Below are 23,547 nucleotides of genomic sequence, written 5' to 3'. Positions count from 1 at the left end.
GGGGATTATTGTATTAAATAACAATTAATTAGATTGAGGTGGCGAAGTTCTTTTCTTTCCCTTGATTTTGAGTGATTTATTAATAGTTTATAGGGGGAAGAAAAAATAAGAAACCTTTACTATATTAGTAATGACTGGTATTATATCTAGAAAAGAATTAGTGTCGCAATTTATTTTGATGGGGTGGGTATTAATGAAAAAAGTAGTTACTATTAAGGATGTTACAATTGGTGAAGGCTTACCTAAAATTTGCGTTCCAATGGTTGGAGAAACTATTCCACAGCTTATAGAAGAAGCTGAAATTTTAAAAAGGATTGATTTAGATGTTGTAGAATGGCGTGTAGATTTCTTCGAGGATGCTACAAATATAGAGAGAGTTAAGAAAGCATTACAAGCAATTAGGAAAGTGCTAGTTGACAAGCCCATTATCTTTACATTCCGTAGTGCTAAAGAGGGTGGACAAAAGGAGATTAGTACTGCATTTTATTTTGAATTAAATAGATTAATTTCTGAAACAAAGCTTGTTGAAGTTATAGATATTGAATTATTTAACGATGAAAAAGATGTAAAAGAATTAGTTGAAGCAGCACATGCAAATGGCGTAGCGGTTATTATATCTAATCATGATTTTCATAATACACCAGAGAAAGAAGAAATTATATCTCGATTACGTAAGGCTCAAGGATTAGGTGCAGATATTCCTAAAATCGCAGTAATGCCTACTTGTGCAGAGGATGTGATTATACTGTTAGATGCAACGCGTATTATGAATGAAAGATATGCGGATGGTCCTATTATTACAATTTCTATGGCGGAAAAAGGGATTATCAGTAGAATATCAGGTGAATTATTTGGCTCCGCATTAACATTTGGCGCAGTCAAGAAGGCTTCTGCACCAGGTCAGATTGCTGTAGTAGAATTACGTAGAACTATTCAATTACTTCATAATAACACGTAAAAAAATTAGACCGCAATAGGATGATTTAATGATTTTTATTTATTATGATCAATAAAAAAGCCATAGAGGTATAACGCGATTTATTAAGGTATAAATTTAAAAAATTAAAAGCGATTGGCATAAACCAATCGCTTTTATATTTAAATTTAATAAGCTCTTCCCCAAATAACTGTAGCTTTAGATGGTTTTCCACAACATAAGCAAACGCCTTTTTCTTCTGGCATATTAAATGGCATGCATCTAGAAGACGCACCGGCTACTTCTTTTACTTTTTCTTCGCAAGCGAGTTCTCCACACCATGGAGCGCTAACAAATCCTAAAGTTTTATCAAGAAGTTCTTTTAATTCTTCTACGGTGCTCGCGTTAAAGGTTCGGGTATCTTGTGCATTTTTAGCTTTTTCAAATAAAGATTTTTGAATATCTTTTAAAATCTCGGGTACTAATGCTTCTAGTTCTGACATTGGAACAATTATTTTTTCGCGGCTATCCCGTCTCACAAGTACTACTTGGTTGTTTTCTATATCTTTTGGACCAACTTCTAAACGTAGCGGAACACCTTTCATTTCGTATTCGCTAAATTTCCATCCAGCCATTTTATCGCTAATATCCATTTTTACACGTGAAAGCTTTGATAATATATTTTTAAGTTCTGTAGCTTTTTCAATTACGCCTTCTTTATGAGGTGCAATTGGAACTATGATAAGTTGAATTGGAGCTACTGCTGGTGGCAGTATTAGACCATTATCATCACCGTGAACCATAATTAAAGCGCCGATAAGTCTTGTAGACATTCCCCAAGAAGTTTGGTGAACATAAGCAAGTTTACCTGTTTTATCTGAATACTGTATGTTAAATGCTCTTGCAAAACCATCTCCAAAATTATGAGAAGTACCACATTGAAGTGCTTTTCCATCATGCATTAAACTTTCAATTGTGTAAGTTTCATTTGCTCCTGCAAACTTTTCTTTTTCTGTTTTCTTACCTTTTATAACTGGAATAGCAAGGGTTTCTTCACAAAAGGTTGAATATATATTAAGCATTCTAAGAGTTTCCTCTTTTGCTTCTTCCGCCGTTGCATGAGCGGTATGGCCTTCTTGCCATAAAAATTCTGAACTTCTAAGAAAAGGTCTTGTGGTTTTTTCCCAACGAACAACGGAACACCATTGATTATATAATTTAGGGAGATCATTGTAAGATTGAATTATTTTTGAATAGTGGTCACAAAATAATGTTTCAGAAGTTGGCCTAACGCAAAGCCTCTCTGCTAGTAGCTCGTTGCCTCCGTGTGTTACCCAAGCAACCTCTGGTGCAAAGCCTTTAACATGATCTGCTTCCTTTTGAAGTAAGCTCTCAGGAATGAACATTGGCATATATACATTTTCATGACCTGTATCTTTAAACATTTGATCTAAAGTTTTTTGAATATTTTCCCAAATTGCATAGCCATAAGGTCTTATTACCATGCAACCTCTAACGCTCGCATAATCAGCAAGTTCCGCTTTTTTTACAATATCGGTATACCATTTTGCAAAATCTTCTTCCATAGAGGTAATAGATTCTACAAATTTTTTTCCTTTTGCCATAATTATTTTCCTCCGATTCAATAAAATATTTTAAAATAAATACAAAAAAACCCGTAAAAGGGCACTATAAAATCAATCATAGAATAAAAATAATAATATGTCAAGAAAACAATTCGTAAGGATTATTAATACCGCTTGTAAAGTTAACAAAGCATTTTTTTGAATCTATATAGGGTATAATATATGTGTTAACTATAAAAAAGCAATATAAGACAAAGGGTTAAAAGACAAGACCATATTAACCTTTCGAATATTTCTCCTAAAAATTTCTATATAGTGTATAGATATGAGGATAGAATTCGTGGTATGATTAAATATGTTGATTTTAGTCCATTAAATTTAAAATATAAATTATGTGAGGAGGAATAGCTATTTAGGTACATGAAAATAAAGTATCATAGTGCTTGTTATTTATTTAAATGTGACTTGCAAAAATAGCTAAAAAACATGGGGAATATAACTAACAGATTAATTAAAGAATTTTCAATAACTAAAGAACAGGCGGAAAGTGTAATTGAATTATTAGATGAAGGGAATACAGTTCCTTTTATAGCTAGATATAGAAAAGAGAGAACTGGGGGACTTGATGATATAATCCTTAGAAACTTTACAGAGAGGCTTATATATCTTAGGAACTTAGAAGAACGAAAAACAGATGTAGTACGTCTTATCGGTGATCAAGAAAAACTAACAGCGGAAATTGAGGAGTCAATAAGAAAAAGCGAGACATTGACAGAAATAGAGGATATATATAGACCCTTTAAGCCTAAGAAAAGAACTAGAGCTATCATTGCGATAGAAAAAGGGCTTAAACCTTTAGCTGAAATTATTGTATGCGGCGAGTTTAAGGGTGATATAAATGAGTATGCAGAGAAATTCTTAAGTGAAGAAAATGCAGTAAATAGTACTTCGGACGCACTTCAAGGTGCTGGGGATATTATTAGTGAAATGATTTCAGATGAAGCTGATTACAGAAAGTGGATTAGAGCATTAGTGCATAATCAAGGAAATGTTGAAACTAAAGGCGGTTCTGATGACACTACTCCATTTGAAATGTATTATGAGTATAAAGAAGGGGTTAAATCTATTCCACCGCATAGAATTCTTGCTATAAATAGAGGCGAAAATAGTAAGATACTTTCTGTGAAAATCAAAGCCGATAATGATAAGATTACTCAGTACTTAAGAGCTAAATGTTTAAAAGGGAATAATGAAACTGATAAGTATATAGAGTTAAGTATAGGTGATTCCGTAAAAAGACTTATATTCCCATCAATTGAGAGAGAAATAAGGTCCGGACTCACAGAAAAGGGTGAAACTAGCGCTATTGAAATATTTAAAGCTAATTTAAAGGCACTCTTAATGCAGTCACCTATAAAAGGAAAGGTAGTGCTTGGATTTGATCCTGGGTTTAGAACAGGGTGCAAAATAGCGGTGCTTGATGATACTGGTAAGCTTTTAGATATAGCTACAGTATACGCTACTGCGGGCAGTAAGGACGGTATTCAAAAATCTATAGATATTATTAAAAAATTGGTAATTAAGCATAATGTAGAAGTAGTGTCACTCGGTAATGGGACTGCTAGTCGTGAATCTGAAGAAATTTTAGCGCAGATAATTAAAGAACTTAAGGATGAATGCTCAAAAGATTTGTACTATGTTATAGTCTCGGAAGCGGGAGCCTCAGTATATTCAGCGTCAGAGCTTGCATCTAAAGAATATCCAGATATAGATGTATCTATTAGAGGAGCTATTTCTATAGGGCGAAGACTTCAAGATCCATTAGTGGAGCTTGTGAAAATTGACCCGAAAGCTATTGGAGTTGGACAATACCAACATGATGTAGCAGCTAAAAAACTCGATGAATCCTTAAAAGGAGTAGTTGAAGATTGTGTTAATGCTGTTGGCGTAGATCTTAACATTGCAACACCCTCTTTATTAGCTTATATATCAGGGATAAATGCTGCTATAGCTCAAAATATTGTAGCGTATAGAGAAGAAAATGGTAAGTTCAAAACTAGAAAAGAATTATTAAAAGTGAAAAGATTAGGAGCAAAAGCATATGAGCAATGTGCAGGATTTTTAAGGGTTATGGAGAGTAATGAATTTTTAGATAACACCTCAATTCATCCAGAAACGTATAATGCTACTAAAAAATTATTGGATTTTTTAAGGTACACAAGAGAAGATCTTAAATCTTTAAACTTTAAAGATTTGGATGATAGACTAAAAGATATTAATATTAATATGGATGAGCTTGCACAAATATTGGAGATAGGTGTTCCAACTCTTAGAGACATTATTAAAGAAATTAAAAAGCCTGGTAGAGATCCAAGAGAAGAACTACCGAAGCCGATATTAAAAACGGGTGTAGTTCAAATGTCCCATCTTAAACCGGGAATGAAACTTATGGGTACTGTTAGAAATGTGTCTGACTTTGGAGCTTTTGTTGATATTGGAGTTCATCAGGATGGGTTAGTGCATATAAGCCAGTTATCAGATAAATTTGTAAAGCATCCATTGGATGTGGTTAAGGTTGGCGATATAGTAGAAGTTAGTGTGATAGAAGTTGATGAGAAAAGAAAAAGAATATCATTATCAATGAAAAATAATTAATTAATATGTTGCTTATTTTACTGTATTTATATATAATTAAATTATAAAATAAAATTTAATAATCTTCAGGGCGGGGCTAATTTCCCCACCGGCGGTAAAGCCCGCGAGCCGTAAGGCTGATTCGGTTTAACGACATTTTGGAAGAGAGTTTTCCTTCCGAAGTCGTTAAGACAGCACCCTTGGGTGATGATTTGATTCCGAAGCCGACAGTATAGTCTGGATAAAAGAAGATGTGATATATATATAAATTTGCCCTGGCATAGTACTATGTCAGGGCTTGTATTATATCCATCCCTAGGAGATATAGTTAATTAGGGGGCACTAAAAATGAGAGACGAAAAACTTGTTAAACTAATCAAAATATCACTTTTATCTGTTATGGCTTTTCTTTTGATGTACATTGAGTTACCAATACCGATTTTCCCTGATTTCTTAAAAATTGACATCAGCGACCTGCCAGCACTTTTAGGGGCCTTTGCATTAGGACCAATAGCGGGAGTAGTTATTGAACTCTTTAAAAATATATTACATGGAATGCTAGCTACTAAAACAGCCTTCGTTGGAGAAGTAGCAAATTTTCTAGTGGGTTCATGTTTAGTATTAGTATCGGGATATATTTACAAGGCCCGCAAAAGCAAAGGTGGGGCTATTGCTGGATTATTAATAGGAGTAATTTGTATGTCGATTTTTGCAGGGATATTAAACTATTTTGTTGTTTTACCTTTATATGAAAAAGTATTAGGATTCCCAGTAGCTAGCGTTATAGAAATGGGATCAAAAATAAATCATAACATTGTCGATTTGAATTCTTTCATTATTTGGTCAATTATTCCTTTTAATTTACTTAAAGGAATGGTATTATCAGCAATGACCTTAGCTTTATATAAGAGTGTTTCGCCTATACTTCATAAAGAGAATATGGAGAGAGAATACAAAAGTAGAGAACAAAAAATATAAAAAACACTGGTATATAAATAGGGACTTATTTCAAAGATTTTAAAAAAAGGGTATTAACAAACTAAAGGATGACTTCTGCACAATGCAGAAGCCATCCTTTAGTTTTATTGTTCACCATTCACAATTAACCATGCTTTTAAATGTAGATATGGATGTTTTAGGATATATTCCATATCTATTTAGCTCTAGTAAAGAATCTCCTCTCTTTACGCTTCCATTATTAACAGTAACAGCCATTCGTATTCCTATTTTAGGCAGAAGGGTTAATACATCATCGTTATGGTGTCCATAAGGATAAGATAGATAATGGCTGCCGGTTAGTTCCGTATTTTTTATTAAATCTTTTTTTACATAATCTAAAGGTTTTGTAATTAAATAACCCTTGTTATTCTCTGTTTTATGTAAATTATGGGTATGGTTTGAATATTCAAATACATCAGTAGTTTCAGAAATATTTTTCCAACTTAAGAATTGTTGTGTTTTAGGATTAAATTCAACACTATTATCCTTGACATAAGATGTAATTAAAAATTGTGCAGCTTTAAAATTATATTTCTTCAAAATAGGATAGGCATAAATGTAGCTACTTAAATATCCATCATCAAATGTTATACATACTGATTTTTTAGGTAGTTCCAAATTCCCTAAAAGCCACTGTTCTAATTCAGCTAGATTTATTGTAGTGTATTTATTAGTGTATAAGTAGTCCATTTGTTGCTGAAAATTTTCAAGATTTAATACTACACCATTATTTGTAAATGTGTTTTCTTTTTTCTTTAGTAGATGATGATACATCAATATTGGTATTTTTTTTGACACACCTTCAGTTTGATCAAATGTTCTAACAATCGGATCTTTAAGCGTTGTTGATAAGCGTGGGATGTTAGATGAATTATCTACTGGTTTTGGTGATTTACTCTGAGAATCATCTGAAACTATTGTGCTTTTACTGGAAGTTGGACTAGCTAAGGAATTGCATCCAACCAATAGTAATGCAAAAAATAGTGCTAATATAATTTTTTTGGTCATAAATATTACCCCTTACTCTAATATATTTTAAACAGTTCACCCACATTATACCATTTTATTCTCATGCTTGCTAAATTTTTAGTAGAGAATAAAAAAAAGACTGGCAAGAGCTAGTCTTTTTACGCTATCTGCTATAGGTGTCGATTCCACATAATTACTGCATCTTCCCCGTTATCTTCATAATAATGACGTCTAATGCCTTCATTTTCAAAGCCATACTTTTGATATAAGTTTATAGCAGCGAAATTTGAACTTCTAACCTCTAAGGTTATTGCTGTAACTTTTAGTTTCCTGCAAATTTTAAATAAGGCTTCCACGATGAGGTCGCCGCCGCCATGACCACGGGCATCAGGGTGAATTGCAACATTAGTAACATGGGCTTCATCTATAATTAGCCACATTCCTCCATAACCTACTATAGAATTGCCCTTTTTTAATACAACATATTTAGCAAATTTATTATCTAGTTCACTTTGGAGTGATTCGTAGCTCCATGAAATAGGAAAGCTTAACTCGCTAATATTGAGTATGGATTTAATAGATGATGCGTCCATTGGGCAAATTTTAAAATCGCTATTCATTTTTTATTTGCCTCATCTTTTCTTCGTACTCCCTCTCAGCTTGCGGCTGCCTAAGGTAAATAGGCACTGACGAGTATATATCATCGAATGTTCCATTAGATAAAAGGTTGAGCCCTAATTCGCCTAGGGATGAAGCCTTAGCTAAGTTTAAATGCGCTGGAGCAAAATTGGCTTTAGGTAAATTTGCTATAAGTTTTTCTTTGAATTTGAAAGTTCCATCTCCTACAAAGGAAATATTGCAATTTTTCTCTTTAAGCATATTTATTAATTCATCTAAGGAAATATTAATATAGTCACTGATGCGGGTGAGCTCGTAATTATTAAAAGTATATAAGGCAGTATAAACATTATCTCTTAAAGCATCTAGCAAAGGACAAATAATTCCATCTGTATATGCTAAGTTATATGCTAAAGAATCTAAGGTAGATACAGTTACAAAAGGCTTTTTTGAGCCTTGGCTTAACCCCTTAATGGTAGCCATCCCTATTCTAAGGCCTGTAAAGGAACCGGGCCCCTTTGATGCTACAAAGGCATCAATATCACTTATGGTTATTCCTGTATTTTTTAATAATTGATCAATTATATGCATAAGTATTTGAGAATGTTGTTTTTTATAATTAAAAGTTATTTCACCAAGAACTTTGTTATCGTCAAGGATAGCACAAGTTGCTGATTGTGTAGCAGAATCCAGACTTAAAATCTTCATAGTTTTATCTCCTTTATATAATCATATCTTTTATCAGAATATCGGATGTTGATCTTTCTGAAATCATCTCCCAATCTAGGAAGTTTTTCTATGGTAATGGATAAATTATTGGGTGGAATCAGTTCTTCAATATAATTAGCCCACTCAATAATACTAACGCCATCACTAAATATATATTCATCAAAGCCTATAGCTGCTATTTCGTCAGGGTCATTTACCCTGTAGACATCAAAATGATATAATTTCAAGCGACCTGTATATTCATTTACAATTGTAAATGTAGGGCTTGTGATATGATCTTTTATATCTAAGCCTTTTGCAATTCCTTTTGTTAAATGAGTTTTGCCAGTGCCTAAGTCACCAATTAAGCAAACTATGTCCCCTGAATTTACATGTGAACCTATTAATTCGCCTATTTTATAAGTTTCGTCTACTGTAGTTACTATGTATTCCATAAGTTTCACCTCACTAAATATTTTATCCTAAAACATAGAAAAAGAAAAGGCCTCAGTGTTTCCTAAGAGATTAAAATGGTAAGTTGTATAATGAAATGACCGAAGAGTAACAAAAAATAAAGACTCAAGAGAAATACTCTTGTATAATGTTAAGTGACTAAACCAACATATACGGGAGGATTTCAAATGAGTCAATTAGATTTTATCACACAGAGCAGAAAAGGTAAACACCTAACATACGAGGAACGCATAAAGTTAGAAGCTTTACACAAAATGGGACTTAATTCAACTCGTATTGCGGAGCAAATAGGTGGGCGCTCAGAACGTACAATAAGGCGTGAAATTGCTAAAGGAATTGTAGAACTATTGAATAGTGACTTAACCACTCGAATGGAATATAGCGCAGAAATTGGGCAGTCAGAGCATGACAAACAAGGTACCGCTAAAGGTCCTGCATTAAAAATAGGAAAAGATCATAAATTGGTGAAGTACTTAGAAAAAGCTATTGGTATAGATGGCGAATCTCCGTATGCAGCTATTCAAAATATCACAAATAAAGATCTACAATTTGAAACAACTATTTGCTTCAAAACTGTGTATAACTATTTGGATAATAATTTGTTTTTAAATATAAGTAACAAAGATCTGCCTGTTAAAAAGAATGCTAAAAAGAGAAACTATAAAAAAATAAGATCAGCGTATAACAATACCAAAGGAACTAGCATATCGGAGAGACCTGCAGCTGTAGCTGCACGTGATGAGATAGGCCACTGGGAAATGGACACTGTAGTTGGCAAACAGGGTACAAAAACTGTCTTGATGGTGTTAAGTGAAAGAGTAACTCGTAAGGAGTTAGTCTTTAAAATACCATCTAAATCACAGGCGGCTGTCGTGAAAGAATTGGACAAATTGGAGCGTAAAATGGGAATGTTATTCTCGAAAACATTTAAAACAATCACCTGTGATAACGGCTGTGAGAACCTTGATTTCGAGGGTATTGAGAACTCAGTAAGAAATAAACGAAAGAGAACTAAAGTATATTATGCTCACCCATATAGTTCATGGGAGCGAGGCACAAACGAAAATATCAATAAAATGATACGACGATTTATCCCAAAAGGTGTGGATATTTCAGCATTCTCTAAAAAACAAATTATGCAAATACAGCACTGGATCAACAATTATCCAAGAAGGATTTTCAACGGTTTATCTGCCAATATGATGGAACAGAAAACCATTACAACTTAACATTATATTTTTCTTGAAAATTTCGGACATTTTATATTGCAATCTACACTAAGAGATTAAAATATAAAAAAATCTTGCATTTATTTATAACACGTGATATAATTCAGATGTATTTTAGGGGTATGGCTCAATTGGTAGAGTAGTGGTCTCCAAAACCATTGGTTGTAGGTTCGAGTCCTACTACCCCTGCCATTTTTACATTTTTACATTTTTACATTTTTGCATTTTAAAAGTTAATAAAGGGGTATGGCTCAATTGGTAGAGTAGTGGTCTCCAAAACCATTGGTTGTAGGTTCGAGTCCTACTACCCCTGCCAAATAAAACCTGTGAAATTATTTTCACGGGTTTTTACGTTACTTATTTAAATATGCATTATAATGAATCATTAAATTTTAATGTTAGGCATCTGAAAAAAACTGGAGGGTATGTAATGCAACTATATGACATAGTAGTAATTGGGGGAGGTACAGCAGGCCTTGCAGCAGCTATTTCAGCTAAAGAGCACTATAAATGTAGAATTTTGATTTTAGAAAGAGAAAATCAATTAGGCGGAACAATAAATCAGTGTATTCATAATGGATTTGGCAAGAATATTTTTAGTGAAGAATTGACAGGACCGGAGTTTGTGCAGAAATTTATAGATAAAGTTAATAAATTGGGTATTTCATATAAATTAAATACTACTGTTTTAGATTTAAGTAATACTAAAGAAATTAATGCAGTGAATGCGTGTGATGGGATTTTTAAAATTGGAGCGAAAGCTATAATAATTGCGACCGGGTGTAGAGAAAGGCCAAGAGGATTTTTGAATCTGCCAGGTAGTAGATGTGCAGGTATATACACGGTGGGGTGTGCACAGAAATTTATAAATATAGAAGGATATATGCCAGGAAAAGAAATAGTTATATTGGGTACAGGAGATATTGCATTAACAGTAGCAAGTAGGCTAGCAATTGAAGGAGCTAATGTTAAAGCTGTAGTTGAAAGTAAAGATTTTATTGAGGCAACTGACAAAAAACTCATTGATTCCCTGAATGATTTTAATATACCTTTAAAAATAAAACAGAAGGTGGCGGATATCAAAGGCAAAACAAGGCTTGAGGGGATAACTTTAGTAAAAATTAATAAAAATAATGAAGTTATTAAAGATAGTGAGGAATATATTTCTTGTGATGCGTTACTATTATCTGTAAACTTATATCCGGACAATGAATTAGCAAAACAAGTAGAAATACTAATTAATGAATCAACAGGGAAAATTGAATTAAATGAAAGTTCACAAACTAATATAGCCGGCGTCTTTGCCTGCGGAAGCGTAGCTATTGGTTATGATTCTTCTGAAAATGTGGTAAAGCAAAGTTATAACATAGGTATTAGCACTTCGCAATACATAAAGAATTCTAACATCTAGTACGTAAACTTTTATGGTTTACCAATATAAGTGAATTTAAAACTGTTAGCTTATTTTAATGGTTTTTTTTATTTGTGTAAATATAAACGTGAAAAATAATGACATAAAAACAAAAAAATAGTATTGACATATTTTGATGTTAAGAATATAATAAAGAAAAGTAATTCATACTGAAATACTAGGAAATACTTAGAAGAAGGAAAGTAATATAAGAAGAATTTACAGAGAGAGAGTCTAAAGCTGAGAGGATTCTTATGGTCGACTTATATGAAGTGCCCTTTGGAGTTATGCACCGAAAAAGTCACATGAATGTGTCTTTGGTAGGCTGCATCGGGATTCACCCGTTATAGTGATAGAGCATAGCGCTGTGCTTGAAAAAGTGGCTTTATAATCAATTTAGTGGTTATAACTTAGAGTGGACCACGAAGTAAAACTTCGTCTCTAAATTAGAGGGAGTTTTTTTTGTACCCAAAAACTTTTGAAATATTAAAAATATAATTATATACGTGATGATTTTTATTTAAAATACTAAGGATGCAGGAATATAGATAGCTTTTGAAGGTAGATTACTTATTTTAAAATTGGAGGGATATTATTATGATGTATAACAATGTTTTAGATATGATAGGAGCAACACCGGTTCTAAAATTAAATAAATTAGTTGAGGGTGATATGGCTGATATTTTTGTGAAATTAGAAAAATACAATCCAGCTGGAAGTATAAAAGATAGAGCTGCCCTTGGAATGATAGAGAAAGCTGAAAAACTAGGAATATTAAAAGAAGGATTTACTATAGTTGAACCAACCAGTGGAAATATGGGAATAGCTTTGGCTATGATTGGAAGAATTAAAGGGTATGAAGTAATTATTGTTATGCCAGATAGCATGAGTGTTGAAAGACGCAATTTGATTAAGTCTTATGGAGCACAACTTGTACTTACAGATGGGATAAAAGGGATGAAGGGTGCTATAAATAAGGCAAAAGAAATAGCGGAGGGAAATTCTAGCTTTTTTATGCCACAACAATTTATTAATTTAGCAAATCCAGAAAAACATTATGATACTACTGCAGAAGAAATTATTAGAGATGTAGAGGACGTAGATATTTTTGTAGCTGGAGTAGGAACTGGAGGAACAATTGCTGGGATAGGAAGAAGATTAAAAGAAGCTAAACTTGGAATTAAAGTAGTTGCGGTTGAACCAGAAAACTCTCCCGTATTATCAGGAGGGGAACCTGGACCTCATAAAATACAAGGAATAGGAGCAGGTTTTGTGCCAGATATCTATGATAGTAGTGTAGTTGATGAAATAATAAAAATTTCTGATGAAGAGGCTTTTGAAATAGCAAAAAGAATAGCTAAAGAAGAAGGCATATTAGTAGGGATTTCAGCAGGGGCTAATATCGCAGCAGCTATGAAAATTGCGAGTAAAGTAGGCAAGGGTAGAAAGATTGTAACTGTTGCACCTGACGGAGGAGAAAAATATATTTCAATGGGAATCTATGATTAAATTTTTAACGACATTTCAAAAGGAAAGTCTCCCACTTCTATAAGTGGGAGTTACTACCCTAACAAATAGAAAACTTCAGTGGGGGCATAAATCTCCTTTTGAAGTCGTTAATTTATCTTCTACTAAGATGGTGCAGCTCCGCAGGAGATGATTTAACAAGGTGAAAATATTTATTTCTACTCTATAGATAAGTAGTCTGTGGGTTAACATATATGGAAATTTATATCTAAGAATATGAATTTCGATATTCACAAAATATAATTCTATAGGAGGGAATTATCATATGTTTAAAATGTTTAAATTGCTAGGATACGAAATTAATAATGTATTAGAAAAGGATCCAGCAGCTAAGAATTGGGTAGAAGTAATATTATTATATCCGTCTATCCATGCTATAATAATATATAGAATAGCTCATTTATTATATAATCATAAAATCTATTTTATATCTAGATCTATATCTCAATTAGCTAGGTTTTTTACTGGAATAGAAATTCATCCAGGGGCTAAAATAGGAAAAGGATTATTTATAGATCATGGGACGGGAGTAGTAATTGGAGAAACTACAGAAATTGGGGACAATGTGACCTTGTATCAAGGAGTTACACTAGGTGGAACAGGTAAGGATACAGGAAAAAGGCATCCTACTTTAGGCAGTGATGTGGTGGTGGGTGCTGGTGCAAAGATTTTGGGACCAATTAAAATAGGAACTGGTAGTAAGATTGGTGCCAATGCTGTAGTTTTAAAAGATGTATTAGCTAAGGCCACTGCTGTAGGTATTCCTGCTAGAATAATTTTTGTAAAGAATTCAACTATAATAGAAATTAAGGATTATGCAGGTGAAACTAAAAGAATGTACAACGATATGGTAATATAAAAGGGAAAGACAATATGGATATTAAAGAAGAAATAATAAAGTTTTGTAAAAAAAATGGCTTAGATGTAATAGGATTTAGCAAATGTAGAATTTTCTATGAGCTAAGTCCTTATTTTGAGAAAAGAAAAGAACTAGGGCTAGAAAATGAGTTTGAGGAGCAAATTGTAGATAATAGAATAAATCCATTTATATATATGCCCAGTGGGAAAACTATAATTTCTATTGCGTTTCCATATCTATATGATTTAGATTTTAATCAGAGAACGCATTTTTCAAAATATACCATGGGTAGAGATTATCATGTTGTTACAACTGAGTATATGGAAAAAATTTGCAAATTCATTGAAGGCATGGGTGCAAAAGCTATGTGCTTTGTGGATAGCAATGCGCTTCCGGAAAGATACATTGCGTGCAGTAGTGGAGTGGGATTCATAGGAAAAAACAATACTTTGATAACTGAAAAGTACGGCTCATATGTTTTTTTAGGAGAAATAATAACAGATCTAGTAATAGAGCCAGACAAGCCACTTAAGCAAAAATGTGGTGATTGTGAGATGTGTTTAGCAGCCTGTCCTACAAATTCTATAGTCAAAGGGAGAGTAGGAATAAATAATGATGCAAATATATGTCTATCCTACATAACACAGAAAAAAGATATAGAGGATTCTTGGTTCGGAAAATTAAATGGTAGACTATTTGGTTGTGATACCTGTCAGAGAGTATGTCACTTTAATAAAGAAATTGAATTTAGCTCTATTGAAGAATTTAAACCTTATGAACATATGAAGAGAATCGACGTGCAAGCATTAATGAATATTGATAATCAGTTATTTAAAGATAAGTACAAAATAACTTCTTGTGGATGGAGAGGTAAAAATATACTTAAGAGGAATGCAATGATTAATGAGGTTATTACAGAAAAATGTAAAATTATAACTATAAAGAAGGATACATCGCCTTATATAAGAGATTATTATTATAGACTTTTAAAGCTTTTAAAATTATAATAATGTTATAATTATTTATTATGAAAGGTGGAATTGTGATGGTTTCTAAAGCGGTGTTAAGAATAATAGACATTTTGCCAGATAAAGTTGTATCCTTTATAGCAAATAAACTAATTGATTCATATATTAATAAATACGCAAACATTAAAACTCACGGAATAGAGAAAATTAATGATATAAAATCTCCTATAATTTTCATATGCAATCATTTAAGCAATGCAGATGGTATAGTTATGAATAAGTTATTAAAGGACCACAATGTAACTTTTGTTGCCGGCGTAAAGCTAACAGATAATAAGCTTACAAAATTAGGTTTTCACGTTGCTAAGACAATAAAGTTAAAACCTAATTCAGCAGATAAGGAAGCTATATCTAAAATTGTTAGTACGCTAAAACAAGGCAATAACATTATGATTTTTCCAGAGGGTACTAGAAGTAGAAATGGAAAAATGATAGAGGGTAAGAAGGGTCTTATATTAATGGCTAAATTATCAAAGGCAACAATTGTTCCAATAGGTATTTGGGGAACGGAAAAGTTACTATCAATTAATGACAATGACATGGCGTCAGAAAGATTTAATTATGCAGATGTAAACATTAATATTGGTGGGCCTGTTTTACTCCCAAGTAAAAACCAAGATGAGGATAAAAACGAGTATTATGATAGGGTTATGCATGAAATAATGTCAAGTATAGCTGTGATGCTACCAGAGCAGTATAGGGGAGTATATTCCGATTGTAAATGAAAGAAAAGTTTCATTAGTATAAAAAAATGAAGAAAAAAACTTTATGATGGATTTTATTTGATAGAAAAGTATATAAAAAACATTTTTTACATTAAATTGGAATAAATTTTATAAATTAAAGGCATTTTACTATTAAATGATATATAATAGAGTTATGATTAAATATGAAATTCTCATGGATTATAATGAGAATTTCAAAAATAAAAAGTTGGAGGTATGTTACATGGGAAGTAAAGTACTTGGGAAATTTTTAAAAGAAAATTTAGAAGATTTGAAAAGTAAAGGTTTATATAATGTGATAAATACCCTAAAGAGTTCAAATGGGCCTGTTATTACAATTGGAGATAAAAAATTAATTAACTTATCTTCAAATAATTATTTAGGTCTTGCTACTAATCCTAGAATGATTGAGGCTACTATTGAAGCAACTAAAAAATATGGTGCAGGAGCAGGTGCTGTTAGAACAATAAATGGTACTTTAGAAATTCATATTGAATTAGAGCAAAAACTTGCTAAATTTAAACATACAGAAGCAGCTATTGCTTTTCAGTCAGGGTTTAATTGTAATATGGGCGCAATTTCAGCAGTAATGAATAAAAAAGATGCAATTCTTTCAGATTCATTGAATCATGCATCAATAATAGATGGATGTAGATTATCTGGTGCGAAAATCATAAGAGTAGAACACTCTGATATGGTAGATTTAAGAAATAAGGCAAAAGAGGCAGTAGAATCGGGTTTATATGAAAAAATAATGGTTATTACCGATGGCGTATTCTCTATGGATGGGGACATTGCGAAACTTCCGGAAATTGTCAAGATAGCAGAAGAGTTTGACTTAATAACATATGTTGATGATGCTCACGGTTCAGGAGTCCTTGGAAAAGGGACAGGCACCGTACATCACTTTGGATTGTCAGATAAAATAGATTTCCAAATTGGGACTTTATCAAAGGCTATTGGAGTTGTAGGTGGATATGTAGCTGGATCGCAGAATCTAATTGATTGGCTCATGGTTCGTGCTAGACCATTCCTATTCTCAACATCACTAACTCCAGGAGCTGCAGGTGCGGCTATTGAAGCTATTAATATTCTTACAGAAAGCACTGAGTTACATGATAGGCTTTGGGAAAATGCAAATTATTTAAAGAATGGTTTAAAAGAACTTGGCTTTAATATTGGAAATAGTGAAACTCCTATTACTCCATGTATAATAGGAGACGAAGTTAAAACTCAAGAATTTAGTAAGAAACTTTTTGAAGAAGGCGTTTACGCAAAATCGATAGTATTTCCAACTGTTAGAAAGGGAACTGGGAGAGTAAGAAATATGCCCACGGCAGCTCATACAAAAGAAATGTTAGATGAAGCTTTAGCTACTTATGCAAAAGTTGGCAGAGAAATGAACATAATAAAATAAGGAATATGCAGCTCCGCAGGAGCTGATTTAATTTAGGTATAACACATAATTACTAGGTGTTATACCTAAATTAATATTAAATATTAGGAATATTTATTTAATGTAGAGAGGAAGGGTGTAAAATGAAAAAAATATTAGTAACAGGGGCATTAGGACAAATAGGTTCTGAACTCGTAATGAAAATGAGAGAAATTTATGGCAGTAATAATGTAATAGCTACAGATTTAAGGAAATCTGAGGATAGTCAAGTAGTTACTTCAGGACCTTTTGAAATACTGGATGTAACTGACCATAAAGCTATGCTTGAGCTTTGCAAAAAATATGAAATAGATTCATTAATTCATTTAGCAGCCTTATTATCAGCAACAGCTGAAGCAAAACCACTACTCGCTTGGAATATAAATATGGGTGGACTTGTAAATGCTTTAGAGGTTGCTAGAGAACTTAAATGCAAGTTCTTTACACCTAGCTCTATAGGGGCGTTTGGACCATCTACACCTAAAGATAATACTCCTCAGGATACAATCCAAAGACCAACAACTATGTATGGTGTAAATAAAGTTTCAGGAGAATTATTATGTGATTATTACTATAAGAAATTTGGGGTTGATACAAGAGGAGTACGCTTCCCAGGTTTAATTTCTTATGAAGTTCTTCCAGGTGGAGGGACAACAGATTATGCTGTTGATATATATTATGAAGCATTAAGGTCAGGTAAATACACTTCATTCATTGGCAGCGGGACAAAAATGGACATGATGTATATGCCAGATGCAATAAATGCAATAATTAAGTTAATGGAAGCTGATGCATCAAAATTAATACACAGAAATGCATTTAATATTGCGGCTATGAGTTTTGAACCAGAAGAAATAGCTAATGAAATTAAAAAACATATTCCAGGGTTTATTATGGATTATAATGTAGATCCAGTAAGACAAGGAATAGCTAATTCATGGCCAAATTCAATGGATTCAACCTGCGCTAAAAATGAATGGGGATTTACTGCTGAATATAATTTGCCTAAAATGACTATTGATATGCTCGAAAAATTAAGAGCTAAAGGAATTGGCGCTGAGTAATGAAAAGTAGGTGACTTATATGAATAAAAAAACAATAAAAGCAGTGCTTGAAATTCTTAACGAAACGTATGCGGGGACAAAGTGTGGCTTGGATTTTACAACGCATTATGAACTTTTAGTATCAACCATACTATCAGCACAGTGCACAGATGATCGAGTAAATATTGTTACAAAGAAGTTGTATAAGAAATATAATACACCAGAATCCATGATCGCTTTATCAGACTTAGAACTAGGTGAAAAAATTAAAAGCTGTGGATTTTATAATAATAAGAGTAAAAATATTTTGGGAGCTACAAAATTAATATTAGAAAAATATAATGGAGAAGTGCCAAGCACGATGGAAGAATTAATAGATCTTCCAGGAGTTGGGAGAAAAACTGCTAATGTGGTTTTATCTAATGCATTTGGTATTCCGGCAATTGCTGTAGATACTCACGTTTTTAGAGTATCAAACAGAATAGGGCTTGCCCCAGGAAAGAACGTTTACGAGGTAGAGCAGAAGCTTATGAAAAATATTCCTAAAAAAATGTGGAGTGATGCTCATCATTACATTATATGGCATGGCAGAAAAATATGTAAAGCTAGGAAACCTAATTGCGAGGTGTGTCCAATAGCTCCTTATTGTGAATTTCTAAATGGAAAAGGAAAATAGGTAGCAAACTTTAGCTAGCTGAAAATCGAAAAATAAAAGCCCTTTATATTTTGAAAATATTAAAGAGCTTTTATTTTTTGAATATACTAATGGAATTATATTTTTAAAATTTTTACTATATTAAATTTAGTTAATGTACATTATGTACTTAAACATAAGTATAAAATGACAAAGGCTTCCAAGCATAATAAAAATATGAAATATCTCGTGAAATCCAAAAAGCTTTAGGTTTATTTTGGGACGTTTAGTAGCGTATATAACAGCTCCTACAGTATAAAAGAGCCCACCGGCTAGTAGCCAGATAAATCCACCTAAGGATATAGCCTTTATAATAGGGACAATAGCAATGACAGAAATCCAACCCATTAAAATATAGAATCCAGTGTATAGCGATCTAGGGGCATCAAACCAAACTATCTTCAAAACAATTCCTATAAGAGCTAAAATCCAAATACCAAAAAAAAGGAGGGTTCCAATGGTGCCTTTTAAAGCGATTAAGCATATAGGAGTATATGTCCCTGCTATTAGAACATATATCATAGAATGATCTACTCTTCTAAGTATTTTTATAACCTTTTGTGAAGATAAGGACTGGTGATATGTTGAACTCGCACAATAAAGGAGTATTGAACTTACCCCAAATACTGCAAGTATAATAGTGTTATACATATTTGAAATGATTAAGGAATATTTAATTAGAAGAATTAAACCTATTAGGGATAAAAAAGCGCCAGCTAAGTGTGTAAGGCTGCTTACAGGTTCTCTAAATTTTGATAACAAATCACTCACTCCTTTAAAATTAAAATTTATTATTTAAATCTAATGATTTTAAAAAATAAGGATAAACTTTTTGTAACATTTACTAGTTAAATATAGGTTTCAGTTATAGTAAGTCGATATATAGTTTTTGAAACTATATTAGCTATGTATTAATACTACATTATAAAGTGATAAAAATCAATAGTAATAATATTAAATTTATAGTTAATATTGTAACATCTAAGATGATGATTTAATTATTACAAACACCATCAAACAAAAGTCATAAGTTAGAGTGCTTATAATTGTAGATTATTCATAATTGTGGATTATGAGTAATCTATGCTATATAATGAAGGCGAGGTGGAATAAATGGATTATAACAAGGAAAGTCTAAATGAATTAGTTGAAGAGATTATAGGAACAAAAGATATCAATTTAATGGAAATACCGTGCGTAGATTTATATATGGATCAGGTTACAACTTTTTTTAATGAAAAGCTTGGAAGTCTTAGAAGAAATGAAGAAGATAAAATTCTTACAAAAACTATGATTAATAATTATACTAAAGGTAAGGTTTTGATGCCAGCAAAAAATAAAAAATATACTAATGAACATATGATTCTGCTGACACTTATCTATAATTTGAAGCAGACTATATCAATTAATGATATTAATACAATATTTAATCCTATTATTGATATAAAAGCTCCTCAAAGTATGAGTATTCCATTAAAAGATTTATATAATAATTTTTTAGCAATTAAAGAAGTTCAAAATCAAGAGTTTGCAGAAGATATAGATAAAGATACCGAATTTATAAAAGAGAGAATTAAAGAAATGGGAAAAAAAGATGGGGAGTTAATAGAATTAATATTAATGATATTACTACTTATTAATAAAGCTAATATGCAAAAGAGAATGGCGGAAAAATTAATTGATAACTTTTTGAAAAAAAAATAATAAATTTTGTACATATTTCATTTATGGAGTTCTGATATAAAACTTAGTAATGAAAAATAAACTATTAACAGTTATTTTATTTAAATATGCTTATAAAAAGTGTTTAAAATTCGAGCTAATTGTAATATAATGGTATATATCTAGTGAATTAGTTTATGAATGATAAGGAGATGAGCATATGTCAAAAGTTGTAGAAAAATTTTTAAAGTATGTTAGTTACGATACTAAATCTGATGAGGAATCAACTACGGTTCCAAGCACAACTGGCCAAATGAGACTTGCGACAGAATTAGTTAAGGAATTAAAGGCAATGGGGCTAAAACAGGCAAGTGTAGATGATAATGGATATATAATGGCGACTGTCCCCGCAAATGTACAAAAAAACATACCAACTATAGGATTTATAGCACATATGGATACCGCTCCAGATATATCAGGAAAAAATGTTAACCCTAAATTTGTGTACAACTATGATGGCGAAGACATAATATTAAATAAAGAAAATAATATAGTACTGTCTCCAAAAGATTTTCCGGAACTAAAGAATTACGTAGGGAAAACCCTTATAACCACCGATGGAACTACGTTACTGGGGGCTGATGATAAAGCAGGAATTTCAGAAATAATGTCTGCTGTAGAATATTTAATAGAAAACCCCCATATCCCACATGGTACTATTCGTATTGGATTTACACCAGACGAAGAAATAGGCCGTGGTGCAGATATTTTTGACGTGAAAAAATTTGATGCAGATTTTGCATACACTATGGATGGAGGAACTATCGGAGAACTAGAATATGAAAATTTCAACGCCGCAGGAGCAAAAATTTGTATTCATGGAAGAAATGTTCACCCGGGTTCGGCGAAAGGAAAGATGATTCACTCTACACTTATAGCAAACGAATTTGTAAATTCAATGCCACAAAATGAGACACCCTCAAATACAGAAGGTTATGAAGGATTCTATCATTTGATTAGTCTTAATGGTGAAGTTGAGGAATCAAAACTTCAATATATTATAAGGGATTTTAATAGTGAAAGATTTGAAAATAGGAAGGTATTTATCAAGGATGTAGCATATAAACTAAATAAAAAATATGGTAATGGTACAGTTGAAATAGATGTTAAGGACCAATATTTTAATATGAAAGAAAAGATAGAGCCGGTTAAACATATTGTAGATACAGCATTCTTGGCTATGAAAGAAGTAGGGATAAATCCTATAACGCAACCTATTAGAGGCGGTACGGATGGTGCAAGGCTTTCCTTTATGGGACTTCCAACGCCCAATATATTCGCAGGTGGACATAATTTCCATGGTAAATATGAATTCATTCCAACATTTGCTATGGAAAAAGCTGTTGAAGTGATACTTAAAATAGTTGAGTTATATGCTGGTAAATAATACGGTGAATCTTTACAATAAAGAAAACCATTATATTTTTATATAATGGTTTTCTTTATTATTTCATCATCTTAAGCGATTATGAAATGTCGTTAAACAAATAATATTAATTAAAAGTTTGTTAACAAGTTTGTCACTAAATTGTAACATAAAGGTCTTAGAATGTAATTAAAGATAAAATAAAAAAAAGTATATATAAATCAAATTTTATTATAATGTTTGAGGGAATAATAGTTAATGACTAATATCTATACACCGGGGTAAATGAGGAGGAAAATAATATGAGCGACGATACAAATAACAATGAAACGAACGAAAACATAATCCATAGTGAAGGGGTTAACGAAAAACTTACGGTAAATGCAGATAATGATGGGTATAACGAAAAAGAAAGTGAAAACACTAATCTTAAGCTAGAAAATATTAATTATACGGAAGTAAACAATAAAAAGGTGAAAAAAAATAAATGTGGGATGGGTAAGAGAATATTATCTTACATAATAGTAGGTATAGTATGTTCTGCGCTTGGAGGTGTAGGTTCTGCTGTTGTAACAATGAATATGATTAAGGACACAAGAACGACTGGTACACCTGCAACTAATACACCGGCGTCTAGTAATTCAAATGTAAAGCTTACTACTGCTAATAGTACAGAGGAGTTAACTACACCTGAAATTGTAAAAAAGGTAGGGCCCGCTGTAGTTGCAATTTCTACAAATACATCTAGTGTAAGTAAGGATGTTAGGAGGCAAGATCAACAGCAAGAAGGTGTTGGAACTGGAATAATATTTAGTAAAGACGGATATATTTTAACTAACTATCATGTCGTAAGCGGGGCTCAGAATATTAAAGTTATGCTTAGTGATGGAAAGGAAGTTTCTGCAAAAATAATCAACTATGATGCTACAGCTGATGTAGCTGTAATTAAATTAGCTGATAATACTAATGTTCCAGGTGTGGCTGAATTTGGAGATTCAGATACGCTTCAGGTAGGGGAATCTGTGGTAGCAATAGGTAACCCTTTAGGGAAAGAATTACTGGGGTCTGTTACTAAAGGAGTTGTTAGTGCAGTTAATAGGCAAATAAGTATTGAAAATAAAGATTTAAAGTTTATTCAAACGGATGCAGCAATTAATCCAGGTAATAGTGGTGGCCCGCTTGTGAATTCTAAGGGACAAGTTATAGGGATAAATACTGCTAAAATAGGTCAAGAAGGAGTAGAAGGATTGGGGTTTTCAATACCGATTAATACAATAAATCCTAAAATTGAGAGTTTGCTTAAACCGGTTCTTAACATAGGAATTTCTTGCAGAGACATCACTGAAGATATTTCAAAGGAATACAATATTCCAGTGGGAGTATACATTGCACAAATTAAAGAGTTTAGTGCCGCAGAGAAATCTGGAATGCGAGTAGAGGACACAATTATTAAATTTGATGGTAAAAAGATTAAAACTGTGGAAGAAATAAATAAGATTAAAGGTACACATAAAGCAGGTGACATAATTAAAATAGAATTGGTTAGAGAAGGAAAGACGATAAAAGTAAATTTAACACTTTCTGAGTAAATTTAACGACATCAA

21 protein-coding genes, 2 tRNA genes and 1 riboswitch are annotated in these 23,547 nt (G+C 32.3%); of the genes, 17 read left to right on the top strand and 6 right to left on the bottom strand.

Translation table 11 applies throughout. From position 1 onward, the window contains the following. The first annotated feature begins 193 nt into the window (after nucleotides 1–193). Nucleotides 194–958: a type I 3-dehydroquinate dehydratase gene (gene aroD, locus KTC92_RS11045; protein WP_220287802.1), complete on the top strand. Its 765-nt coding sequence runs from the start codon at nucleotides 194–196 to the stop codon at nucleotides 956–958. 146 nt (nucleotides 959–1,104) lie between these two features. On the opposite strand, the gene proS is transcribed toward aroD, so the two are convergent. Then, entirely contained in the window at nucleotides 1,105–2,541 is a 1,437-nt protein-coding gene (gene proS, locus KTC92_RS11040; protein WP_216303961.1) for a proline--tRNA ligase, read from the bottom strand. Nucleotides 2,542–2,988: 447 nt separating this feature from the next. Between proS and KTC92_RS11035 the strand changes: the two genes are divergently transcribed. Both KTC92_RS11035 and KTC92_RS11030 read left to right on the top strand, forming a co-directional pair. Next, nucleotides 2,989–5,157 (top strand): Tex family protein, encoded by a 2,169-nt coding sequence (locus tag KTC92_RS11035; protein WP_220287803.1) that lies wholly within the window; start codon nucleotides 2,989–2,991, stop codon nucleotides 5,155–5,157. Between the two features lie 57 nt (nucleotides 5,158–5,214). Continuing rightward, a riboswitch (FMN riboswitch) is annotated at nucleotides 5,215–5,393 on the top strand. A 91-nt stretch (nucleotides 5,394–5,484) separates the two neighbouring features. Next, nucleotides 5,485–6,114 (top strand): ECF transporter S component, encoded by a 630-nt coding sequence (locus KTC92_RS11030; RefSeq protein ID WP_216303959.1) that lies wholly within the window; start codon nucleotides 5,485–5,487, stop codon nucleotides 6,112–6,114. A 111-nt stretch (nucleotides 6,115–6,225) separates the two neighbouring features. Here the strand turns inward: KTC92_RS11030 and KTC92_RS11025 are convergent, their stop codons facing one another. The 4 genes from KTC92_RS11025 to tsaE all read right to left on the bottom strand — a co-directional run bounded on the left by KTC92_RS11025 (nucleotide 6,226) and on the right by tsaE (nucleotide 8,885). Next, a complete protein-coding gene (locus KTC92_RS11025; RefSeq protein ID WP_216303958.1) occupies nucleotides 6,226–7,143 on the bottom strand; it encodes a polysaccharide deacetylase family protein in 918 nt (305 codons plus the stop codon). 131 nt (nucleotides 7,144–7,274) lie between these two features. Beyond that, nucleotides 7,275–7,724, bottom strand: coding sequence for a ribosomal protein S18-alanine N-acetyltransferase (gene rimI / locus KTC92_RS11020; protein ID WP_216303957.1), 450 nt, complete (start codon nucleotides 7,722–7,724; stop codon nucleotides 7,275–7,277). Then, nucleotides 7,717–8,430, bottom strand: a complete 714-nt coding sequence (gene tsaB, locus KTC92_RS11015) for a tRNA (adenosine(37)-N6)-threonylcarbamoyltransferase complex dimerization subunit type 1 TsaB (RefSeq protein WP_220287805.1) — start codon at nucleotides 8,428–8,430, stop codon at nucleotides 7,717–7,719. Before tsaB ends, rimI begins: the two co-directional genes overlap by 8 nt. Continuing rightward, entirely contained in the window at nucleotides 8,427–8,885 is a 459-nt protein-coding gene (tsaE, locus tag KTC92_RS11010) for a tRNA (adenosine(37)-N6)-threonylcarbamoyltransferase complex ATPase subunit type 1 TsaE (RefSeq protein ID WP_216303955.1), read from the bottom strand. Before tsaE ends, tsaB begins: the two co-directional genes overlap by 4 nt. 186 nt (nucleotides 8,886–9,071) lie before the next feature. Here tsaE and KTC92_RS11005 point away from each other — a divergent pair, with 186 nt between their 5' ends. The 11 genes from KTC92_RS11005 (at nucleotide 9,072) to nth (ending at nucleotide 18,837) form a co-directional block, all read left to right on the top strand. Next, nucleotides 9,072–10,133, top strand: a complete 1,062-nt coding sequence (locus KTC92_RS11005) for an IS30 family transposase (protein WP_220287898.1) — start codon at nucleotides 9,072–9,074, stop codon at nucleotides 10,131–10,133. Nucleotides 10,134–10,249: 116 nt separating this feature from the next. Then, nucleotides 10,250–10,325, top strand: a tRNA-Trp gene (locus KTC92_RS11000). 48 nt (nucleotides 10,326–10,373) lie between these two features. After that, nucleotides 10,374–10,449, top strand: a tRNA-Trp gene (locus KTC92_RS10995). A gap of 114 nt (nucleotides 10,450–10,563) precedes the next feature. Next, nucleotides 10,564–11,544, top strand: a complete 981-nt coding sequence (locus KTC92_RS10990) for an NAD(P)/FAD-dependent oxidoreductase (RefSeq protein ID WP_216303954.1) — start codon at nucleotides 10,564–10,566, stop codon at nucleotides 11,542–11,544. 597 nt (nucleotides 11,545–12,141) lie between these two features. Then, nucleotides 12,142–13,053 carry a cysteine synthase A gene (gene cysK, locus KTC92_RS10985; protein ID WP_216303953.1) on the top strand — a complete coding sequence of 304 codons (912 nt, stop codon included), beginning with the start codon at nucleotides 12,142–12,144 and terminating at the stop codon, nucleotides 13,051–13,053. A gap of 283 nt (nucleotides 13,054–13,336) precedes the next feature. After that, nucleotides 13,337–13,930: a serine O-acetyltransferase EpsC gene (gene epsC / locus KTC92_RS10980; RefSeq protein WP_187351438.1), complete on the top strand. Its 594-nt coding sequence runs from the start codon at nucleotides 13,337–13,339 to the stop codon at nucleotides 13,928–13,930. A gap of 14 nt (nucleotides 13,931–13,944) precedes the next feature. Further along, complete coding sequence (gene queG, locus KTC92_RS10975) at nucleotides 13,945–14,937, top strand: tRNA epoxyqueuosine(34) reductase QueG (protein WP_220287732.1); 993 nt, start codon at nucleotides 13,945–13,947, stop codon at nucleotides 14,935–14,937. A 38-nt stretch (nucleotides 14,938–14,975) separates the two neighbouring features. After that, the gene (locus tag KTC92_RS10970) at nucleotides 14,976–15,683 is read left to right on the top strand and encodes a 1-acyl-sn-glycerol-3-phosphate acyltransferase (RefSeq protein WP_165413622.1); all 708 of its coding nucleotides are present in this window, start codon (nucleotides 14,976–14,978) and stop codon (nucleotides 15,681–15,683) included. Nucleotides 15,684–15,906: 223 nt separating this feature from the next. After that, complete coding sequence (locus KTC92_RS10965) at nucleotides 15,907–17,100, top strand: glycine C-acetyltransferase (protein WP_216303951.1); 1,194 nt, start codon at nucleotides 15,907–15,909, stop codon at nucleotides 17,098–17,100. 122 nt (nucleotides 17,101–17,222) lie between these two features. After that, nucleotides 17,223–18,182, top strand: a complete 960-nt coding sequence (locus KTC92_RS10960; protein WP_220287729.1) for an L-threonine 3-dehydrogenase — start codon at nucleotides 17,223–17,225, stop codon at nucleotides 18,180–18,182. Between the two features lie 19 nt (nucleotides 18,183–18,201). Further along, nucleotides 18,202–18,837, top strand: a complete 636-nt coding sequence (nth, locus tag KTC92_RS10955; RefSeq protein WP_216303950.1) for an endonuclease III — start codon at nucleotides 18,202–18,204, stop codon at nucleotides 18,835–18,837. Nucleotides 18,838–18,963: 126 nt separating this feature from the next. On the opposite strand, the gene KTC92_RS10950 is transcribed toward nth, so the two are convergent. Then, nucleotides 18,964–19,617, bottom strand: a complete 654-nt coding sequence (locus KTC92_RS10950; RefSeq protein WP_216303949.1) for a hemolysin III family protein — start codon at nucleotides 19,615–19,617, stop codon at nucleotides 18,964–18,966. 351 nt (nucleotides 19,618–19,968) lie between these two features. Here KTC92_RS10950 and KTC92_RS10945 point away from each other — a divergent pair, with 351 nt between their 5' ends. The 3 genes from KTC92_RS10945 (at nucleotide 19,969) to KTC92_RS10935 (ending at nucleotide 23,532) form a co-directional block, all read left to right on the top strand. Then, nucleotides 19,969–20,559 carry a DUF1836 domain-containing protein gene (locus KTC92_RS10945; RefSeq protein WP_220287727.1) on the top strand — a complete coding sequence of 197 codons (591 nt, stop codon included), beginning with the start codon at nucleotides 19,969–19,971 and terminating at the stop codon, nucleotides 20,557–20,559. Between the two features lie 178 nt (nucleotides 20,560–20,737). Further along, nucleotides 20,738–21,964, top strand: a complete 1,227-nt coding sequence (pepT, locus tag KTC92_RS10940; protein ID WP_216303948.1) for a peptidase T — start codon at nucleotides 20,738–20,740, stop codon at nucleotides 21,962–21,964. A 281-nt stretch (nucleotides 21,965–22,245) separates the two neighbouring features. Further along, entirely contained in the window at nucleotides 22,246–23,532 is a 1,287-nt protein-coding gene (locus KTC92_RS10935; protein WP_216304583.1) for a S1C family serine protease, read from the top strand. The last annotated feature ends 15 nt before the right edge of the window (nucleotides 23,533–23,547 follow it).

Origin of the sequence: Clostridium sp. CM027, from assembly GCF_024730565.1 — a bacterium.
Taxonomy (GTDB): Bacteria; Bacillota; Clostridia; order Clostridiales; family Clostridiaceae; genus Clostridium_AD; species Clostridium_AD estertheticum_B.
The sequence above is the reverse complement of the archived record's forward strand: the minus strand, read 5'-3'. Positions and strand labels throughout refer to the sequence as shown.